The organism is Micromonospora matsumotoense (assembly GCF_050951065.1).
In the GTDB taxonomy this organism is placed as follows: Bacteria; Actinomycetota; Actinomycetes; order Mycobacteriales; family Micromonosporaceae; genus Micromonospora; species Micromonospora matsumotoensis.
This window is the reverse complement of record NZ_CP192025.1, coordinates 2,532,708-2,548,308: the sequence shown is the minus strand read 5'-3', so window position 1 is coordinate 2,548,308 and position 15,601 is coordinate 2,532,708. Positions and strand designations below refer to the sequence as shown.

Sequence of the window (15,601 nt, the reverse complement as noted above, 5' to 3'; positions counted from 1 at the left end):
ACGTCGCGCACAACATAGTTGCTGAGTCAACTATTCCGCCGCCGCCCGGACCGGGGTGGCTTCGGTCACCCCGGCGGTGTCGGGCCCACCGACCCCTCGCCCTCCTTCGGCGCTCCGGAACCCGCCTGGTCCGGTGCGGCAGGCGGCGGGCCTTCGTGGGACGGGCCAGCCTGGGACGTGCCGTCGTGGGACGTGGCGGTCGGTGGCGGACCGTCGTCGGACGTTGCGGTCGGCGGGCCCTCGTGGGACGGAGCCGCCGACGGCTGGCCGGGGTGCGGCTGGCCGGGGTGCGGCGGGCCGTACCGGGCCGGGTCGGCGGGAGGCCACGGCCGGTTCGGGGGCAGGGTCGGACGACGGCGGCTGAGCTGCACCGCCGTCACGACGACCGCCGCCAGCACCAGCATCACCACCAGCGGAATGGCCACGCAGGCCAGCCGACCGACCAACGCGCCGGCATCATGTGCGTCCATCTCCGTTACCTCCACCCTCGCAACAAGCGCGAATGCTAACCAATTTCGCCCGGGACGGACGCCCCACACGGGTGCCCTACGCCACGGCAGCGGGAAACCACGTCGAACCCACAGGCCCGGGTCAGGTGCGCCGTCGGGGCACATGCCGGCGGTAGGGGCTGACCGTCGGGTCGCCGGTGATCCAGAAACGCCACGGCACGTCGTGGGCGGCGGCCACCCCGACCCGGGGGCCGGCGGAGACCTCCAGGCGGGTGACCGGGCGGGTCGGCGGGCTCAGCAGCAGGGGACCACTCCCGTCGAGCACGCAGGTGCCGTTCGCCGACGCGGTGACGCCGAGCGCGACGGTCAGCCGGGCCGGCCCCCGGGCCAGGTCCCGGTCGGCGACGTCCCCCCGGCGCGCGCGGGCCGCCGGCAGCCCGTCGACCACCACACCGGCCCGCAGCAGGACGGCCGCCGCCTCCCCCTCGCCACCGCAGACGATGTTGAGACACCAGTGCATGCCGAACACGAAGTACGTGTAGGCGTGCCCGGCTGGCCCGAACATCACCCGGGTCCGGGGGGTGGGGCCCCGGTGGGCGTGCGACGCCGGGTCCTCGCCGGTGCCCGCGTACGCCTCGACCTCGGTCAGCCTGATCCGGACGCCACCGGCGGCGAGTTCCCAGCCGAGCAGCGTGCGCGCCGTCTCGGCCACCTCGGCGGCGGAGGCGTGCAGCCACGGGTAGTCCACCGCTCCAGGTAACGACACCTGGGGAAGATCGGCAAACCGAGGACCGCGTTCCCGCCGCGATCCGCTGCAGGCACGCGCCATCCTGCCGGCCGGTCGTCACAGCGGGCACGCCTGCAGAGTTTCTTAAACGATGTGTTGACAACGGATCGTTCTCAGTTTGGAATGGGTGCCATGACCGACACCTTCAGCGCACCTGACCCGGCCCGCGCCCGAGCCGAGCGGACCTACGCCGCGCTACACCGGATCAGCACGCGGCACGCCGACACCGACGCACGACGACGACGGCACACCAACCCGTACCTGGCCGACCCGTGGGAGGCCGTCTCCGTGGTCACCGCGCTTGCCGCCGGCGGGGCGACGCGGGAGACCGACGAGGAGCCCGTCGACGACGCGGACCTCACCGCCGCGCTGACCCTGTTGCCGCACCTGCGCGCCGAACTCGACGCGCTGGAGGTGGGGCTGCTGACGATGGCCCGTGCCCGCGGACTGACCTGGCAGGCGATTGCGTTCGGGCTCGGCCTGGGCAGCGCCCAGGCGGCCAAGCAACGCCACGAACGCCTGGCCGCCCGCACCGCCCCACCCGCTGAGACCGCCTGACCCGGTGGGTACGCGGGTCCGCACCCGCGCCGTTCAGAACTGAGAGTAGTCAACGTGCGACCACCCATCACCCCACTGCCGCCACTTTGCTCTGCTGACCTCGACGCGACAGGCACTTAGCGTCACCATCACTGTGCCGAGTCGTCATCGAGGGCTCCCACAATTCACCTGGCCAGCGACGTGGTGCGGAACGGGCAGCAGAGCAAAGGAGGAGAAGGTGTCGAGATGCCTGCGGGACAGACGTTGCTCTCCGTAGCGGAGGGGGCTCGCTCACGCACTGCAACCGACGAGCACGACGAAGGCAAGGCACGACGGCTACAGCCGCCGCGAAAGACCGAAGACCTCGACCAGCACCAGCGAGATGCCGAGGCGAGCCCGGCGATGAGGCGGCCCGCCCGCGACGGGGAGCCCGGCGGCAACGACGGACCGACGGCAACGGCCCCCGGTAGCGCCGCCGGCGCCGGGAGCGCCATCGGCTTCGCTCATGCCGGCCAGGCCGCAGCACCAGCAGGTCGCACTTCGGCCGACCAGCCGGAGCGGGCCGGTTCGGCGAGACTAGGCCGACGACACTGCACCGGGAGGACGCGATGACGCGCGAGGAGATGCTGGCGTACTGCCTCGGCAAGCCGGGCGCCTGGCTGGACCGGCCCTGGGAGGACGACGAGGTGGTGAAGGTCGGCAGTCGGATCTTCGCGTTCCTCGGCGCACCCGACGGCACCGACCGGGTCGGGGTGAAGTGCGGCCCGAGCCGCGAGGTCGCCGACGAGTGGCTGCACCGGTTCCCCGCCGACGCCCGGCCGATGCCCTACGTCGGTCGATCCGGCTGGAACTCACTCGACCTGGGCGGCGGCATCCCCGACGACGACCTGGTCGAGGCGGTGGACGGCTCGTACGAGGCGGTGGTGGCGAAGCTGCCCCGGCGCGAGCGCCCCACCTGACCACCGGCCACCCGGACGACCGTCCCGGTGTGGGCTCCGCACCCGGAGGCCAGCCCCACGGCGGGGGCGTCCGCACCGCAGGCCGGGCCGGACCGCGCCTGGTCGCCCGTGCCCCGCAGGGCGGGACGACGGACGACCGGCGCGTGTCAGGTCAGCGGGGCACGACCCGCTCGGCGGCCCACTCCCGCCAGCCGGTGAGCTGGTCCGCCGCGGCGGCGAGCTGGTCGGCGACCGGGCCGGGGCCGGTGGAGCCGGGGGTGATCCGGGCCGCCAGCGCCGAACGGACCGACAGCACGTCGCGCACCGACGGGTCGAGGTGCTCGCTGACCGCCGCCAGGTCCGCGTCGGAGACCTCGTCGAGGGCGCAGTCGCGGGCCGCGCAGAGCGCCACCAGCTTGCCGGTGACCTCGTGCGCGTCGCGGAACGGCACGTTGCGCCGGACCAGCCAGTCGGCGACCTCGGTGGCGAGCGAGAAGCCCACCGGCGCGGCGGCGACCAGGCGGTCCACCCGGACGGTCATCGTGGAGATCATCCCGGCCAGCGCCGGGAGCAGCAGCTCCAGGGTGTCGACCGCGTCGAACGCCGGCTCCTTGTCCTCCTGCATGTCCCGGTCGTAGGCCAACGGCAGGCCCTTGAGCATGGTGAGCACGCTCATCAGCCCGCCGACCAACCGGCCGGACTTGCCCCGGGCCAGCTCGGCGATGTCCGCGTTCTTCTTCTGCGGCATGATCGACGAGCCGGTGGCGAAGGCGTCGTCCAGCTCGACCCAGCCGAACTCGTGCGACGTCCAGAGCACCACCTCCTCACCGAGGCGGGACAGGTGCACCCCGACCAGCGCGGTGACGAAGAGGAACTCGGCGACGAAGTCCCGGTCGGCGACCGCGTCCATCGAGTTGGCGAAGGAGGTCCGGAAGCCCAGCTCCTTGGAGACGGCCACCGGGTCCAGCGGCAGGCCGGAGCCGGCCAGCGCGCCCGCACCGAGCGGGCTGATCGCCGTACGGTGGTCCCAGTCGCGCAGCCGCTCCAGGTCGCGCAGCAGCGGCTGGACGTGGGCCAGCAGCCAGTGCCCGAAGGTGACCGGCTGGGCGTGCTGGAGGTGGGTCATCCCGGGCGCTGCGGTGTCGATGTGCCGTTCCGCCTGCTCGACCAGCGCCTCGGCCAGCTCCACCAGCCGGGCGGCCACCCCCCGCGCGTGGTCGCGCAGGTAGAGCCGCAGGTCGGTGGCGACCTGGTCGTTGCGGGACCGGCCGGCCCGCAGCTTGCCGCCGAGGCTGCCGAGCCGCTCCAGCAGGCCCCGCTCCAGCGCGGTGTGCACGTCCTCGTCGTCGATGGTCGGGCGGAACTGCCCGGAGGCGCAGGCCGCCTCCAGGTCGTCCAACGCCGCCAGGATGCGCCCCAGCTCGTCGGGGTCGAGCAGCCCCGCGCCCGCCAGCACCCGGGCATGCGCCCGGGAACCCGCGATGTCGTACGGGGCGAGACGCCAGTCGAACTGGACGCTCACCGACAGCCGCGCCAGGGCCTCGGCGGGGCCACCGGCGAACCGGCCACCCCACAGGCTCGTCCGGTTCGTCGCGGCGCTGTTCTCGGTCAGGCTCTTGTCGTCCACGCCGCTCATTCTGGCAGTGCTCACCTTTCGCTTCCCGACTGCGGGGTTCACTCCCCGTGCCGGCTCGTCTGTCGTACGGGTAACCGTGACCGACCCGGTCACGGGGTGCTTCCGTCCCCACCCTCGTCGCGGCGGGCCCACCCGGCGAGCTTGTCGCCGAGCGCCGCGCCACCGTCGGCCTCACGGGCCACCACCAGGATGGTGTCGTCACCGGCGATGGTGCCGACGACCTCGGTCAGGCCCGCCCGGTCCACGGCGCTGGCCAGATAGTGTGCCGCGCCCGGCGGGGTACGCAGCACGGCGATGTTGCCGCTGGAGTCGACCCCGTTGAGCAGTTCCCGCAGCAGCCGGATCAGCCGGGCGGGGGCCGCCTCGGCGTCGCGCAGCGGCCGGTGGCCGTCCTCGGGGATCAGGTAGCCGGCCCGCCCGTCACCGCCCCGGGCCTTCACCGCGCCCAACTCCTCCAGGTCCCGGGAGAGGGTGGCCTGGGTGACCTGCACCCCGTCGGCGGCGAGCAGGTCGGCCAGCTCGGTCTGGGAACGGATCGCCCTGGCCCGGATCAACTCGACGATGCGGGCGTGCCGGGCGGCGCGGGTCGGGGCGGTCATGATGAGGATGCCTCCAGGAGAAAGGTCAGCAGCGCCTTCTGGGCGTGCAGCCGATTCTCCGCCTGGTCGAACACGACGCTGTGCGGGCCGTCGAGCACCTCGCTGCTGATCTCCTCGTCCCGGTGGGCGGGCAGGCAGTGCAGCACCTTCACGTCCGGCCGGGCGTGACCGAGCAACGCGGCGTTGACCTGGTAGGGCAGGAACGGGGTGATCCGGTCCAGCCCGTCGTCCTCCTGGCCCATCGAGGTCCAGGTGTCGGTGGCCACCACGTCGGCGTCCCGGACCGCCTCGACGGGGTCGACGAGCGCCCGCACCGATCCACCGGTGCCGGCGGCGATCTTCCCGGCCCGGCCCAGCACCCCGGGATCGGGCTGGAACCCGGCCGGCCCGGCGACCCGGACGTGCATCCCGGCGGTCGCCCCGGCCAGCAGGTACGAGTGGGCCAGGTTGTTGGCCCCGTCACCGACGTACGCCAGGGTCCGCCCGGCGGTGCCGCCGCAGTGCTCGCGGACGGTGAGCAGGTCGGCCAGGAGCTGGCAGGGGTGGTAGCCGTCGGTGAGCGCGTTGATCACCGGCACGGTGGCGTGCGAGGCGACCTCGGCGATCCGGTCGTCGCCGTGGGTGCGCAGCACGATCGCGGCGACGTAGCGGGACAGCACCCGGCCGGCGTCGGCGAGCGTCTCGCCCCGGCCGAAGTGGGTGACCTGGGTGTCCACCACGAGGGGGTGGCCGCCGAGTTCGGCGATGCCGGCGTCGAAGGAGATCCGGGTCCGCAGGCTCTGCTTGTCGAAGAGCACCGCCACCGAACGCGGCCCGGCCAACGGGGTGAACCCGAACCGGTCGGCCTTCATCCGACCGGCCAGGTCGAGCACCGCCGACTGCTCGGCCGGGGTGAGGTCGTCGTCGGCCAGCAGGTGCCGGATCATGCGCGGGTCTCCGTCGGGGTCGGGGTGGGCGGCGGCACGGCCCGGGTCTGCGCCCCCGGCGCGGCCGGCGTGCCGTGGGCAGCCGGCGTGCCGTGGGCGGCCGGCGTGCCGTGGGCGGCCGGCGTGCCGTGGGCGGCCGGCGTGCCGTGGGCAGCCGGAAGGTCGACGGCGGTGTCGAGGGCGGCGGGGAGGGCGGCCAGGAACGCGTCGACCTGCGCGGCGGTGAGGATCAGCGGCGGGGCCAGCCGGATCACCGCCGGCTGGACCGGGTTGACCAGGAACCCCGCCGTGCGCAGCGCGGCGGCCACCGGGCCGGCGACCGGCGCGGCGAGCACGATGCCGAGCAGCAGCCCGGCGCCGCGTACCTCGGCGACGAGCGGATGGCCCAGCGCCTCGACGCCCCGACGCAGCCGCTCACCGGTGCGCTTGACGTGGTCGAGCAGCCCCTCGCCGGCGATGGTGGAGACCACCGCGAGGGCGGCGGCGCAGCTGACCGGGTTGCCCCCGAAGGTGGTGCCGTGCGAACCGGCGCGGAGCAGCTCGGCGGCCCGGCCGAAGGCCAGGCAGGCGCCGATGGGCAACCCACCGCCGAGCCCCTTGGCCAGGGTGATGACGTCCGGCTCCACCCCGTCGGCCTGGTGGGCGAACCAGTACCCGGTCCGCCCGACCCCGGTCTGCACCTCGTCGAGCACCAGCAGGGCGCCGTGCCGGGCGGTGATCCGCCGGGCCTCGGCCAGGTAGCCCGACGGTGGGACGACCACCCCGTTCTCGCCCTGGATCGGCTCCAGGATCACCATCGCGGTGGCGTCGGTGACGGCCGCCGCCAGCGCCTCGACGTCCCCGAAGGGCACGTGCTCGACGTCGCCGGGCAGCGGGCGGAACGGGTCGGCCTTCGCCGGCTGGCCGGTGAGGGCGAGCGCGCCCATGGTGCGGCCGTGGAAGCCACCGGCGGTGGCCACGACGTGGGACCGGCCGGTGAGCCGGGACAGCTTGAACGCGGCCTCGTTGACCTCCGCGCCGGAGTTGGCGAAGAACACCCGGCCCGGCCGACCGGCCAACGCCAACAGCAGTTCGGCCAGCGCCACCGGGGGCTCCGCGACGAACAGGTTGGAGACGTGGCCGAGGGTGGCGATCTGTTTGGAGACGGCGGCCACCACGGCGGGGTGGGCGTGCCCGAGGGCGTTGACCGCGATGCCGCCGAGCAGGTCGACGTACTCCCGGCCGGCCTCGTCGACGACGACCGCGCCGGAGCCGGAGACCAGCGCCAACGGCGGGGTGCCGTAGTTGTCCATCATGGACTCGCCCCAGCGTGCCACCAGCGTGCTCATGCGCCGACCGTGCCTTCCTCGTGGGTGGACCCGGGCGGGGTGTCGACGACCATCGTGCCGAACCCCTCCGAGGTGAAGACCTCCAGCAGGGTGGAGTGGGCGACCCGGCCGTCGACGACGTGCGCGGCGGGCACTCCCCCGCGCACCGCCCGCAGGCAGGCCTCCATCTTGGGCACCATCCCCGATTCCAGGGACGGCAGCAGCGTCGCCAACGCCTCGGCGTCGATCTCGCTGACCAGGCTGGCGGTGTCCGGCCAGTCGGCGTACAGGCCGGCGACGTCGGTGAGGACGACCAGCTTGCGGGCGTGCAGGGCGATCGCCAGCGCGGCGGCGGCGGTGTCGGCGTTGAGGTTGTGCAACACCCCGTCGACGTCCGGCGCGACGGTGGAGATGACCGGGATCCGGCCGGCCGCGATCAGGTCGGTCACCGCCGAGACGTCCACCGACTCCACGTCACCGACCTGCCCGATGTCGACCGCCTGGCCGTCGACCCAGGCGGGCCGGCGTACGGCGGTGAACAGGCCGGCGTCCTCGCCGGAGAGGCCGACGGCGTACGGGCCGTGCGCGTTGATCAGGCCGACCAACTCCCGGCCGACCTGGCCGACCAGCACCATCCGGACGACGTCCATCGCCTCGGGGGTGGTGACCCGCAGGCCGCCCTTGAACTCGCTGGCGATGCCGAGCCGACCGAGCATCGCGGAGATCTGCGGTCCGCCGCCATGCACCACGACCGGCTTGAGGCCGGCGTACCGCAGGAAGATCATGTCGGCGGCGAAGGCCCGTTGCAGGGTCGGGTCGACCATCGCGTTGCCGCCGTACTTGACCACCACGGTGGCCCCGGAGAAACGGGCCAGCCAGGGCAGCGCCTCGATCAGCGTCTCGGCCTTCACCTGGGCCCGGATGAGGTCCGCGGAGAGGCTCATGTCGAGTACGCCGAGTTCTCGTGCACGTACGCGTGCGACAGGTCGTTGGTCCAGATGGTGGCCGCCGCCGCACCGGCGTGCAGGTCGATCCGGATGGTGACGTTCCGCCCGGCCAGGTCGACCTTGGCGCGGTCCTCGGCGGCGGCCCCGGAGCGGCACACCCAGATCCCGTTGACCGCGACGTCCACGGCGTCCGGGTCGAACGCGGCGGCGGTGGTGCCGACCGCGGCGAGGATCCGACCCCAGTTCGGGTCGTTGCCGAACAGCGCGGTCTTGACCAGGTTGTTGCGGGCCACCGAGCGGCCCACCTCGACCGCGTCGTCCTCGTCGGCGGCACCGACCACGTCGATGGCGACCTGCTTGGTGGCCCCCTCGGCGTCGGCGACCAGCTGCTGGGCCAGGTCGTGGCAGGCGGCGGTGACGGCGGCGGCCAGCTCGGCCTCGGTGGGCTCCACCCCGGACGCCCCGCTGGACAGCAGCAGCACCGTGTCATTGGTGGACATGCACCCGTCGGAGTCGACCCGGTCGAAGGTGACCCGGGTGGCGGCCCGCAGCGCGGCGTCGAGCAACTCCGGCCCGGCCACCGCGTCGGTGGTCAGCACGCAGAGCATGGTGGCCATGCCGGGGGCGAGCATCCCGGCGCCCTTGGCCATCCCGCCCACGGTCCAGCCGGCCCCCCGGACGACGGTGGTCTTCGGCCGGGTGTCCGTGGTCATGATCGCCACTGCGGCGGCCGCGCCACCGTCGCGGGCCAGCGCCCGGATCGCGGTACGCACCCCGGGCAGCAGCCGGTCCATCGGCAACCGCTCGCCGATCAGGCCGGTCGAGCAGACCGCCACGTCCCCGGCGCCGAGCCGCAGCCGGGGGCTGGACGCGGTGAGCGCGGCGGCGGTGTGCTCGGCGGTGGCGTGGGTGTCCTGGAAGCCGGCCGGGCCGGTGCAGGCGTTCGCGCCGCCGGAGTTGAGCACCACCGCACGGACCACGCCGCCCCGGACGACCTGCTGGGTCCACCGCACCGGCGCGGCCCTGACCCGGTTGGTGGTGAAGACGCCGGCCACCCCCGCGTCCGGGCCGTCGTTGACGACCAGGGCCACATCGGTGGCCCCGCCGCTCTTCAACCCGGCCGCGACACCGGCCGCACGAAAACCCCGAGGGGCGGTGACACTCACAGTGCAGGCCTTTCGTTCGCGACTGCGGGGCTCCGCTGCGCTGCGCTCCTCGCGCTCACCGATGCTGACCTTTCGTTCGCGACTGCGGGGCTCCGCTGCGCTGCGCTCCTCGCGCTCACGGTGCAACTCCGAAGGTGGACAGGCCGGTGGTCTCGGGCAGGCCGAGCATCAGGTTGGCGTTCTGCACCGCCTGGCCGGCGGCGCCCTTGCCGAGGTTGTCGATGGCGCTGACCACGATCACCCGGCCGGAGTCGACGTCGACGGTGGCCTGGAGGTGGCAGGAGTTCGCCCCGGCGGTGGCGGCGGTGTGCGGCCACGCCCCCTCGGGCAGCAGGTGCACGAACGGCGCGTCGGCGTACGCGGCGGCCAGCACCGCGCGCGGGTCGGCGTCGCCGGTGGGCACGGCGGTGACGGTGGCGAGGATGCCGCGCGGCATGGGCGCGAGCACCGGGGTCAGCGACAGCCCGGTCGCGCCGGTGGCCTGCTTGATCTCGGGCACGTGCTGGTGGGCGCCGACCTTGTAGGGCGACAGGTCCCCCATCACCTCGCTGCCGAGCAGGTGTGTCTTGGCGGCCCGCCCGGCCCCGGAGGTGCCGGAGGCGGCGACCACGACCACGTCGGCCGGCGAGACCGCGCCGGCGGCGATCAGCGGCGCCAGAGCCAACGTGATGGCGACGGCGTAACAGCCGGTGTTGGCCACCCGGGTGGCCCCGGCGATCGCGGCCCGCTGGCCGGGCAGCTCCGGCAGGCCGTACGTCCAGGCCCCGGCGTGCGGGCCGCCGTAGTAGCGGGACCAGGCGTCGGCGTCGCGGAGCCGGTGGTCGGCACCGAGGTCGACCACCCGGACCGACTCCGGCAGCTCGGCGGCCAGCGCCGCCGACTCGCCGTGCGGCAGGGCCAGGAAGACCAGGTCGGCGTCGGCCAGCGTGGCCGCATCGGTCGCCGCGAACACCAGATCCCACCCCACGAGCTGCGGGTGCACGGCGGCGACCGGCGCACCGGCCTGGCGGTGGGCGGTGGCGGCGACCAGGTCGAACTCGGGATGACCGGCGATCAGGCGCAGCAGCTCACCTCCGGCGTAACCGCTCGCTCCGGCGACCCCAACTCGGATACCCATTCCTACCTCCGCATGACTATGCAGAGAAGGTTAGTCCGCACCTGGACCAGATGCAACTTCATACATCTGCCCGCATGTAAATGACATCATAAGCGTCACGTGACGCTCCGACCACCCTTCGCGAACCTCCCGCGTCGTCCCGTGTCCACCGGCCGACAAGGTGGCCGGGCCCCGGTTTGCCGGCCCAAGGCCCGACCACCGGCTCAACCGGCCCGCTCGGCCAACCCGTGCTGTCGTTGGTAGGTCCGCAGCGCCACGTCCCACGCCTCGGTGTACTCCGACGGGCCCAGGTTGAGATCGTGATGCCCCCGGACCGCCTCCCGGAGCAGGGTCACCAGCTCCGGCACCGTCCCCCGGCGCTCGTCGACATAGCGGCGGAAGACGTCGGCGAACTGCTCCCCGGTCAGCCGCGCCGCGTGCGCGGTCACCGGATCGGCCTCCAACGCCTGGAGAACGGCACACCACCGGCGGGTCAGGTCGTCGACGTGCCGGGCCCGGATCTTCTGCAACTCGTGGTCGCACTCCAGCCTGATCCGCTCCTCCCAGTACGGCCGCAGCCGATCGCGTACCCGCTCGTCGGGGCTGACCCGCACGTGGGCGGTGAACTGCGGCAACGACTCGTTCGCCGGCCACCGCTGGCCGGCGAGCCGCTCGTTGAGCACCCGCTCCAGCTCATGTGCGCGATGCGGCTCGAACTCCCGAGACACGTCGACGATCCGCTCCCGGACGATCCCGCCGGCCCAGTCGAGGTACCGCTCGGCGCGGAACTTCAGCTCGTCGAACGTCATGCGCCGGCCGGTCCAGAGATACACGGGGTGCACCCGGAAATCGAAGGCGTCCCCCTTCGCCGGCACCAGCAGCGGGTGCCCGACGTCCTGCCGGAACGACACCGTGACGGGCGGCGGCGGTGGCAGCGGCGGCACCGGCGCGAGGGGAGCCGGTGCGCCGAACATGCTCTGCCACCAGTGGCGGCGCTGCGGCACCGGAATCTGGGCGCCGGTGGTGGTGCTGGGATGCGGGTTCATCAGCGGTCCTCGAGGGTGAGTCGGCGTACGTCGGCAAGCAGGGTGTTGCGGGGCATCAGGGGTCCCCAGACGTGGCACAGCTGGTGGTCCAGTCGATGCCGCAGGGGTGCCCTGCCCGCCACCACCAGACCGAGCAACTCCAGACAGTGGGCGGCGACCTCGGGGTGGCCGTCGGCCCGGTTGAGCCAGAAGCCGAGCGTGCGCCACGAGCGGTAGGCGGTCGTGGGCAGGCTGAGCGCGTTCACCCAGCAACTGGCCAGGTCGGCCATCGACACGGTGCCGACCCGCACCAGGTCGAGCAGTTCCGGCCAGTGTTCCCGAGGGGCCGGCGCCCACCGGTCGGCGAGCAGTCGCAACGCCCGTCCGGCGTGCAGCCACACCTCCGGGTCCTCCGACCGGCTCCACTGGGCGAGGGCCGGCAGCACGGTCGCCTGGTGACCGGCCGTGTGCACCTCGACCAGGCCACGCACCACCGAGTGGTGCCACCGCTGCATGCGCGCCCGGGCGATCTGGCGCAGATGCAGCAGGGCGGTGTCGGGCCAGAGCCGGGCGAGCCCCAGCGCATAGGCGCGGGCCACCGTGTCCCGCAGGTGGGCCGGCCCCGCGGACGCCCACCGGTCCAACTCCGTACGCACGCGTTGCCGTAGCTCCGGTTGCATGGCCATGGCCACCAGGGCGATGGCGGCGGCCTGCCGGACACCGGCGCGGCGCTCCCGGGCCAACTGGTCCACGGTCTCCAGCGCGACACCCACCCCGTGCCGGGCCGACCACCCGACCGCACCCGCGGCGGCCTCCCGGACACCTGGCCTGCCCGTCCGCACCAGCTCGGCGAGCCAGCCGAGGAGCTGCTCCGGCAGCCACCAGTCCGACCAGGCGACCTCCAACAGGCTCGTCCGCAGCTGGTCGTTGCCGGGCGAGAACTCGATGCGCCGCCCGCCGCCGAGCCGGTCGTCGTCGACCAGGACGACGGCCTGCCGCAACACCTGGCCGAGCAGCAGGTCGACCACCCCGCCCAGGAACCCCACCGGCACCGTGGCCGCGCCGTCCGTGCCCGGCGTCGGCCCCACCACCAGCCGTCCGGCCGCCGCCTGGACCTCGACCACGGACTGCCCGGCCAGCACCGCGCACGACAGTCGGAACGCCCGGCGCTGGTCGACGTCCCACCGGGACGACCCGTCGACACCGTCGTCCTCGCCGGAGAGCACCCGCCGGGCCCGGTCCCGCAACTGCCGGGGCAGCATCCGCTCCAACCGCTCGGTGAGGTCCACGCCACGCGGGGGCGCCTGGGCGATCAGCTCCGCCAGCCGGACCACCTCACCGGCGCGCGGGCCGGCGGCCAGGTGGGCCGCGAGAAGCGGATGTGAGACGCACTCCTCCTCGACGTACACGTCCACGCAGTCACCGGTGCAGCCGTCGGCGCACCATCCGACGCACTGCCCACGCAACAGCCGGCGCAGCTGTGCCCGGAGCACCTCCACCGCCGCCGCGGGGCGGTGCGGCACCAGGTGCCCGGCGAACTCCTGATCCCGGCGATCGAAGTCACCGACCAGCACCAGGGTGCTCCCGGTGCTCTCCATCCTCGCCGCGAGACCCACCAGGGTCATGCCGTCCAGGTCCCGGACCGCCTCGTCGCCGAGCGCCAACGTGTAACCGTGGCCGCGCCGCACGGGCGGGTTGGCACGCAGCAGGTCCGACAGGTGCTCCGTGTCGAGCACGCCGACCCGGTCGTAGCCGTGGCGGCGGGCCGAGGCCAGGCAGGCGGCGGTGTGCCGACCCGTACCGTCGGCGCCGGTCAGGCAGACCAGGTGGCGCACCTTGAGCTGCCGGTCGAGCCGCTGGTCGCTGGGCGCGGGCGCATAACCGTCCGCCAGTTGCCGGACCCAGGTGCCGCTGAGCGTCTCGGACCAGGTCCGGCCGCCCGTCCCCACGGTCGCCGTGGTGATGTTCACGGTGCCGATCGCCGTCGCCCCCGGGCCGGTCGCGTTCTGACCCCGGACCCGCACGTCACCGACCCCGATGCTCGACGGCACGCCGAGCAGTGCGGTGAGGCGGGCGAGGACGTCCGCCGGGTCCGGCGTCTCCTCCGGCTCGTCCACCGGATCATCATCGGGAGAGGGTCCCTGCGGGGGTACGTCAGTCGCCGCGGACCATTCGGCCACCGTCTCGGCCGACCGCCGCTCGTCGTCGCGGGGAAGGTCCGCCGTGGCGTCGGCCGGTGGTCGTGACCCTCCGACGCCGTCCGGCTCCGGCGGCTCCCACACCCCCGACGACCCACTCACCGGCTGCTGCCTTCGCCGCCGAACACGGCATCGCGCCCGACCGAGCCGATGGCGGTCGCGTGCGGCCCGATCGCGTTCTGCCCCTGGACCCGGATGTCGCCGGTCCGGATGCCCGTCCCGGCCGCGCCGGCCCGGCCCCCGGTGTCCGGCTCGGCAGGCGGCGGCCCGCCGGTGGGAGCCGAGGTCTGGTCCGGTGGTGACCAGGACGACATGTCCTCGTCGATCACGCAGAGCCAGGCCGGCTCCCGGAACTCCTTCTCCGGATGCTCGACCTCGATCCGGCGGAACCGTTCCGGCCGCAGTTCCTCCGGATACTCGCGGACCACGTCGCGGTACATCTCCGTCGAGACGACCAGCGCGACACCCGCCTCGGGAAAAGCGGCCAGCGCCTGTCGCACCGGCGCGGCGTCGCAGAGCCGGCAGACGTGCACGACGGCATGGCCGGGGAAGCCGTTCGCCCCGTCCAGGTGCACCAATCCCTGGTGCACGGCCACCCGCAACCGGACCTGTCCCGCTGCGGTCCGGCTGCTGTTGAACGCGCGTAGCTGCCGGTTCAGCTCCGGCACGAACCGGCCGATGACCCGCGACTCCGACACGTCACGGGGCAGGATCGCCAACTCACCGTCGCCGGCCTGCTGGGTGCTCCAGGCGACCCGGTCCAGGCCCACGTCGGCCGCCGCCGCGCGCAGCAGGGTGTGGAAGTTCTGCTGTGCCTCGTACTGCTGAAGGTTGCTGCGGCGGCTGTACCGCTCCATGTCCACGGAGATCAGCAGCCGTCGTTCGGGATGTCGCATCGGGCAGACCCTTCGTCGCCAGCCCGCTCGGCGAGCGGGCACCACCGCGCACATCGAAACCGCCCCGGCGGTCGCAGACCCCTCAGAAGTACGGCATCGCCGGGACTGTCGGCATCCGGTCATCCCACCATGGACAGATGTCGTGCTAGACGACGCCGGGTCTGCTGGGAGCATGTGGACGAACCTGACCGAACTGCTCCTGGCGCTCGGGCTGTCCCCCGCCGCGATCCTCACCCTGGTGGTCGTCGAGACCCTCGCAGTCCGCAGCGGGGCGGTGCGACGCGTGTCGACACGGATACGCTTCGACACCTCTCATCCGCTGAGGAGGGTGCTGATGCTGATGCGGCAACCACACGTCCGGTCCGACGGCGACTGGCCGTACGGGACCTTTCTGCAACGGCTCGACGGTCCCGTACGGGCCGCGTTGCTGGCGTCCGGGGTCCGGCGGCAGGTGCAGGCCGGGCAGATCCTCATCCACGAGGGTCACCGGGAGGCCCACCTGGTGCTGCTGGAGGACGGCCTGACGAAGGTCACCGCGTCCCTGCCCGACGGACGGACCGCCCTGTTGGCGTTGCGGGTCGGCGGTGACCTGGTGGGCGAGATGTCGGCGCTCAACGACCGACCCCGGTCGGCGACGGTGACCACCTGCGGCCCGACCACCTACAGCGTCATCCAGCCCGAGCAGTTCAAGACCTTCCTGCGGGACCACCCGAACGCCGCCCTCGAACTGGCCGCCATGGTCTCCGACCGGCTGCGCTGGTCCAACCGCCGACGGATCGACTTCTCCTCGTACCCGGTGAAGATCCGGGTGGCCCGGGTGGTGGCGGATCTGTGCCGCTCCCACGGCCGGCAGGAGCGCGACGCGGTGGTCATCGACGTCCGGCTCACCCAGCCGGAACTCGCCACCATCTGCGGCGCGGCCGAGACCTCGATCCAGAAGGCGCTGCGGGAACTGCGCACCGAAGGGCTGGTGGAGACCGACTACCGGCGGATCACGGTGCGGGACCTGGCCACCCTGCACCGGTGCGGGCAGATCGCGGACGACGCGTGACGGCCCCGACCCGGTGACCGGGTCGGGGCCGTCGACGGGCCGG

The 15,601-nt window shown here is 73.6% G+C and carries 15 protein-coding genes; 3 read left to right on the top strand and 12 right to left on the bottom strand.

The annotated features are described in order from the left end of the window. Positions 1–65 precede the first annotated feature (65 nt). Both ACQP1S_RS11355 and ACQP1S_RS11350 read right to left on the bottom strand, forming a co-directional pair. Entirely contained in the window at positions 66–470 is a 405-nt protein-coding gene (locus ACQP1S_RS11355; protein WP_432905998.1) for a hypothetical protein, read from the bottom strand. 121 nt (positions 471–591) lie between these two features. Further along, a complete protein-coding gene (locus ACQP1S_RS11350) occupies positions 592–1,197 on the bottom strand; it encodes a DNA-3-methyladenine glycosylase (RefSeq protein WP_432907973.1) in 606 nt (201 codons plus the stop codon). A gap of 171 nt (positions 1,198–1,368) precedes the next feature. On the opposite strand from ACQP1S_RS11350, the gene ACQP1S_RS11345 reads away from it, so the two are divergent. Together ACQP1S_RS11345 and ACQP1S_RS11340 are read left to right on the top strand one after the other, a co-directional pair. Next, positions 1,369–1,794: a DNA-binding protein gene (locus ACQP1S_RS11345; protein ID WP_432905995.1), complete on the top strand. Its 426-nt coding sequence runs from the start codon at positions 1,369–1,371 to the stop codon at positions 1,792–1,794. A gap of 587 nt (positions 1,795–2,381) precedes the next feature. After that, the gene (locus ACQP1S_RS11340) at positions 2,382–2,732 is read left to right on the top strand and encodes an MmcQ/YjbR family DNA-binding protein (protein WP_091253252.1); all 351 of its coding nucleotides are present in this window, start codon (positions 2,382–2,384) and stop codon (positions 2,730–2,732) included. A gap of 151 nt (positions 2,733–2,883) precedes the next feature. On the opposite strand, the gene argH is transcribed toward ACQP1S_RS11340, so the two are convergent. The 10 genes from argH to ACQP1S_RS11290 all read right to left on the bottom strand — a co-directional run bounded on the left by argH (position 2,884) and on the right by ACQP1S_RS11290 (position 14,507). Continuing rightward, a complete protein-coding gene (gene argH, locus ACQP1S_RS11335; protein ID WP_432907970.1) occupies positions 2,884–4,347 on the bottom strand; it encodes an argininosuccinate lyase in 1,464 nt (487 codons plus the stop codon). Positions 4,348–4,436: 89 nt separating this feature from the next. After that, positions 4,437–4,946 carry an arginine repressor gene (locus tag ACQP1S_RS11330; RefSeq protein ID WP_091253247.1) on the bottom strand — a complete coding sequence of 170 codons (510 nt, stop codon included), beginning with the start codon at positions 4,944–4,946 and terminating at the stop codon, positions 4,437–4,439. After that, a complete protein-coding gene (gene argF / locus ACQP1S_RS11325; protein WP_432905991.1) occupies positions 4,943–5,872 on the bottom strand; it encodes an ornithine carbamoyltransferase in 930 nt (309 codons plus the stop codon). Before argF ends, ACQP1S_RS11330 begins: the two co-directional genes overlap by 4 nt. Continuing rightward, positions 5,869–7,200, bottom strand: a complete 1,332-nt coding sequence (locus tag ACQP1S_RS11320) for an acetylornithine transaminase (RefSeq protein ID WP_432905990.1) — start codon at positions 7,198–7,200, stop codon at positions 5,869–5,871. Before ACQP1S_RS11320 ends, argF begins: the two co-directional genes overlap by 4 nt. After that, positions 7,197–8,123 carry an acetylglutamate kinase gene (gene argB, locus ACQP1S_RS11315; protein ID WP_432905987.1) on the bottom strand — a complete coding sequence of 309 codons (927 nt, stop codon included), beginning with the start codon at positions 8,121–8,123 and terminating at the stop codon, positions 7,197–7,199. The genes ACQP1S_RS11320 and argB overlap by 4 nt, the downstream gene beginning before the upstream one ends. Continuing rightward, positions 8,120–9,292 (bottom strand): bifunctional glutamate N-acetyltransferase/amino-acid acetyltransferase ArgJ, encoded by a 1,173-nt coding sequence (gene argJ / locus ACQP1S_RS11310; protein WP_432905984.1) that lies wholly within the window; start codon positions 9,290–9,292, stop codon positions 8,120–8,122. Before argJ ends, argB begins: the two co-directional genes overlap by 4 nt. Positions 9,293–9,407: 115 nt before the next feature. Beyond that, a complete protein-coding gene (gene argC / locus ACQP1S_RS11305) occupies positions 9,408–10,409 on the bottom strand; it encodes an N-acetyl-gamma-glutamyl-phosphate reductase (RefSeq protein WP_432905981.1) in 1,002 nt (333 codons plus the stop codon). A 203-nt stretch (positions 10,410–10,612) separates the two neighbouring features. Next, the gene (locus tag ACQP1S_RS11300) at positions 10,613–11,434 is read right to left on the bottom strand and encodes a hypothetical protein (protein ID WP_432905978.1); all 822 of its coding nucleotides are present in this window, start codon (positions 11,432–11,434) and stop codon (positions 10,613–10,615) included. Continuing rightward, positions 11,434–13,530 carry a hypothetical protein gene (locus ACQP1S_RS11295; RefSeq protein WP_432905976.1) on the bottom strand — a complete coding sequence of 699 codons (2,097 nt, stop codon included), beginning with the start codon at positions 13,528–13,530 and terminating at the stop codon, positions 11,434–11,436. Before ACQP1S_RS11295 ends, ACQP1S_RS11300 begins: the two co-directional genes overlap by 1 nt. 179 nt (positions 13,531–13,709) lie before the next feature. Then, positions 13,710–14,507 (bottom strand): hypothetical protein, encoded by a 798-nt coding sequence (locus ACQP1S_RS11290; protein ID WP_091253235.1) that lies wholly within the window; start codon positions 14,505–14,507, stop codon positions 13,710–13,712. A 172-nt stretch (positions 14,508–14,679) separates the two neighbouring features. Between ACQP1S_RS11290 and ACQP1S_RS11285 the strand changes: the two genes are divergently transcribed. Beyond that, complete coding sequence (locus tag ACQP1S_RS11285) at positions 14,680–15,558, top strand: Crp/Fnr family transcriptional regulator (protein ID WP_432905973.1); 879 nt, start codon at positions 14,680–14,682, stop codon at positions 15,556–15,558. Positions 15,559–15,601: the final 43 nt, after the last annotated feature.

Coding starts and splice junctions, on each gene's coding strand:
- argH (WP_432907970.1), bottom strand. CDS start 4,347: ATGAGCGGCGTGGACGACAAGAGCCTGACCGAGAACAGCGCCGCGACG.
- ACQP1S_RS11330 (WP_091253247.1), bottom strand. CDS start 4,946: ATGACCGCCCCGACCCGCGCCGCCCGGCACGCCCGCATCGTCGAGTTG.
- ACQP1S_RS11285 (WP_432905973.1), top strand. CDS start 14,680: ATGTGGACGAACCTGACCGAACTGCTCCTGGCGCTCGGGCTGTCCCCC.
- ACQP1S_RS11290 (WP_091253235.1), bottom strand. CDS start 14,507: ATGCGACATCCCGAACGACGGCTGCTGATCTCCGTGGACATGGAGCGG.
- ACQP1S_RS11340 (WP_091253252.1), top strand. CDS start 2,382: ATGACGCGCGAGGAGATGCTGGCGTACTGCCTCGGCAAGCCGGGCGCC.
- ACQP1S_RS11355 (WP_432905998.1), bottom strand. CDS start 470: ATGGACGCACATGATGCCGGCGCGTTGGTCGGTCGGCTGGCCTGCGTG.
- argC (WP_432905981.1), bottom strand. CDS start 10,409: ATGGGTATCCGAGTTGGGGTCGCCGGAGCGAGCGGTTACGCCGGAGGT.
- argB (WP_432905987.1), bottom strand. CDS start 8,123: ATGAGCCTCTCCGCGGACCTCATCCGGGCCCAGGTGAAGGCCGAGACG.
- ACQP1S_RS11300 (WP_432905978.1), bottom strand. CDS start 11,434: ATGAACCCGCATCCCAGCACCACCACCGGCGCCCAGATTCCGGTGCCG.
- argF (WP_432905991.1), bottom strand. CDS start 5,872: ATGATCCGGCACCTGCTGGCCGACGACGACCTCACCCCGGCCGAGCAG.
- ACQP1S_RS11345 (WP_432905995.1), top strand. CDS start 1,369: ATGACCGACACCTTCAGCGCACCTGACCCGGCCCGCGCCCGAGCCGAG.
- ACQP1S_RS11320 (WP_432905990.1), bottom strand. CDS start 7,200: ATGAGCACGCTGGTGGCACGCTGGGGCGAGTCCATGATGGACAACTAC.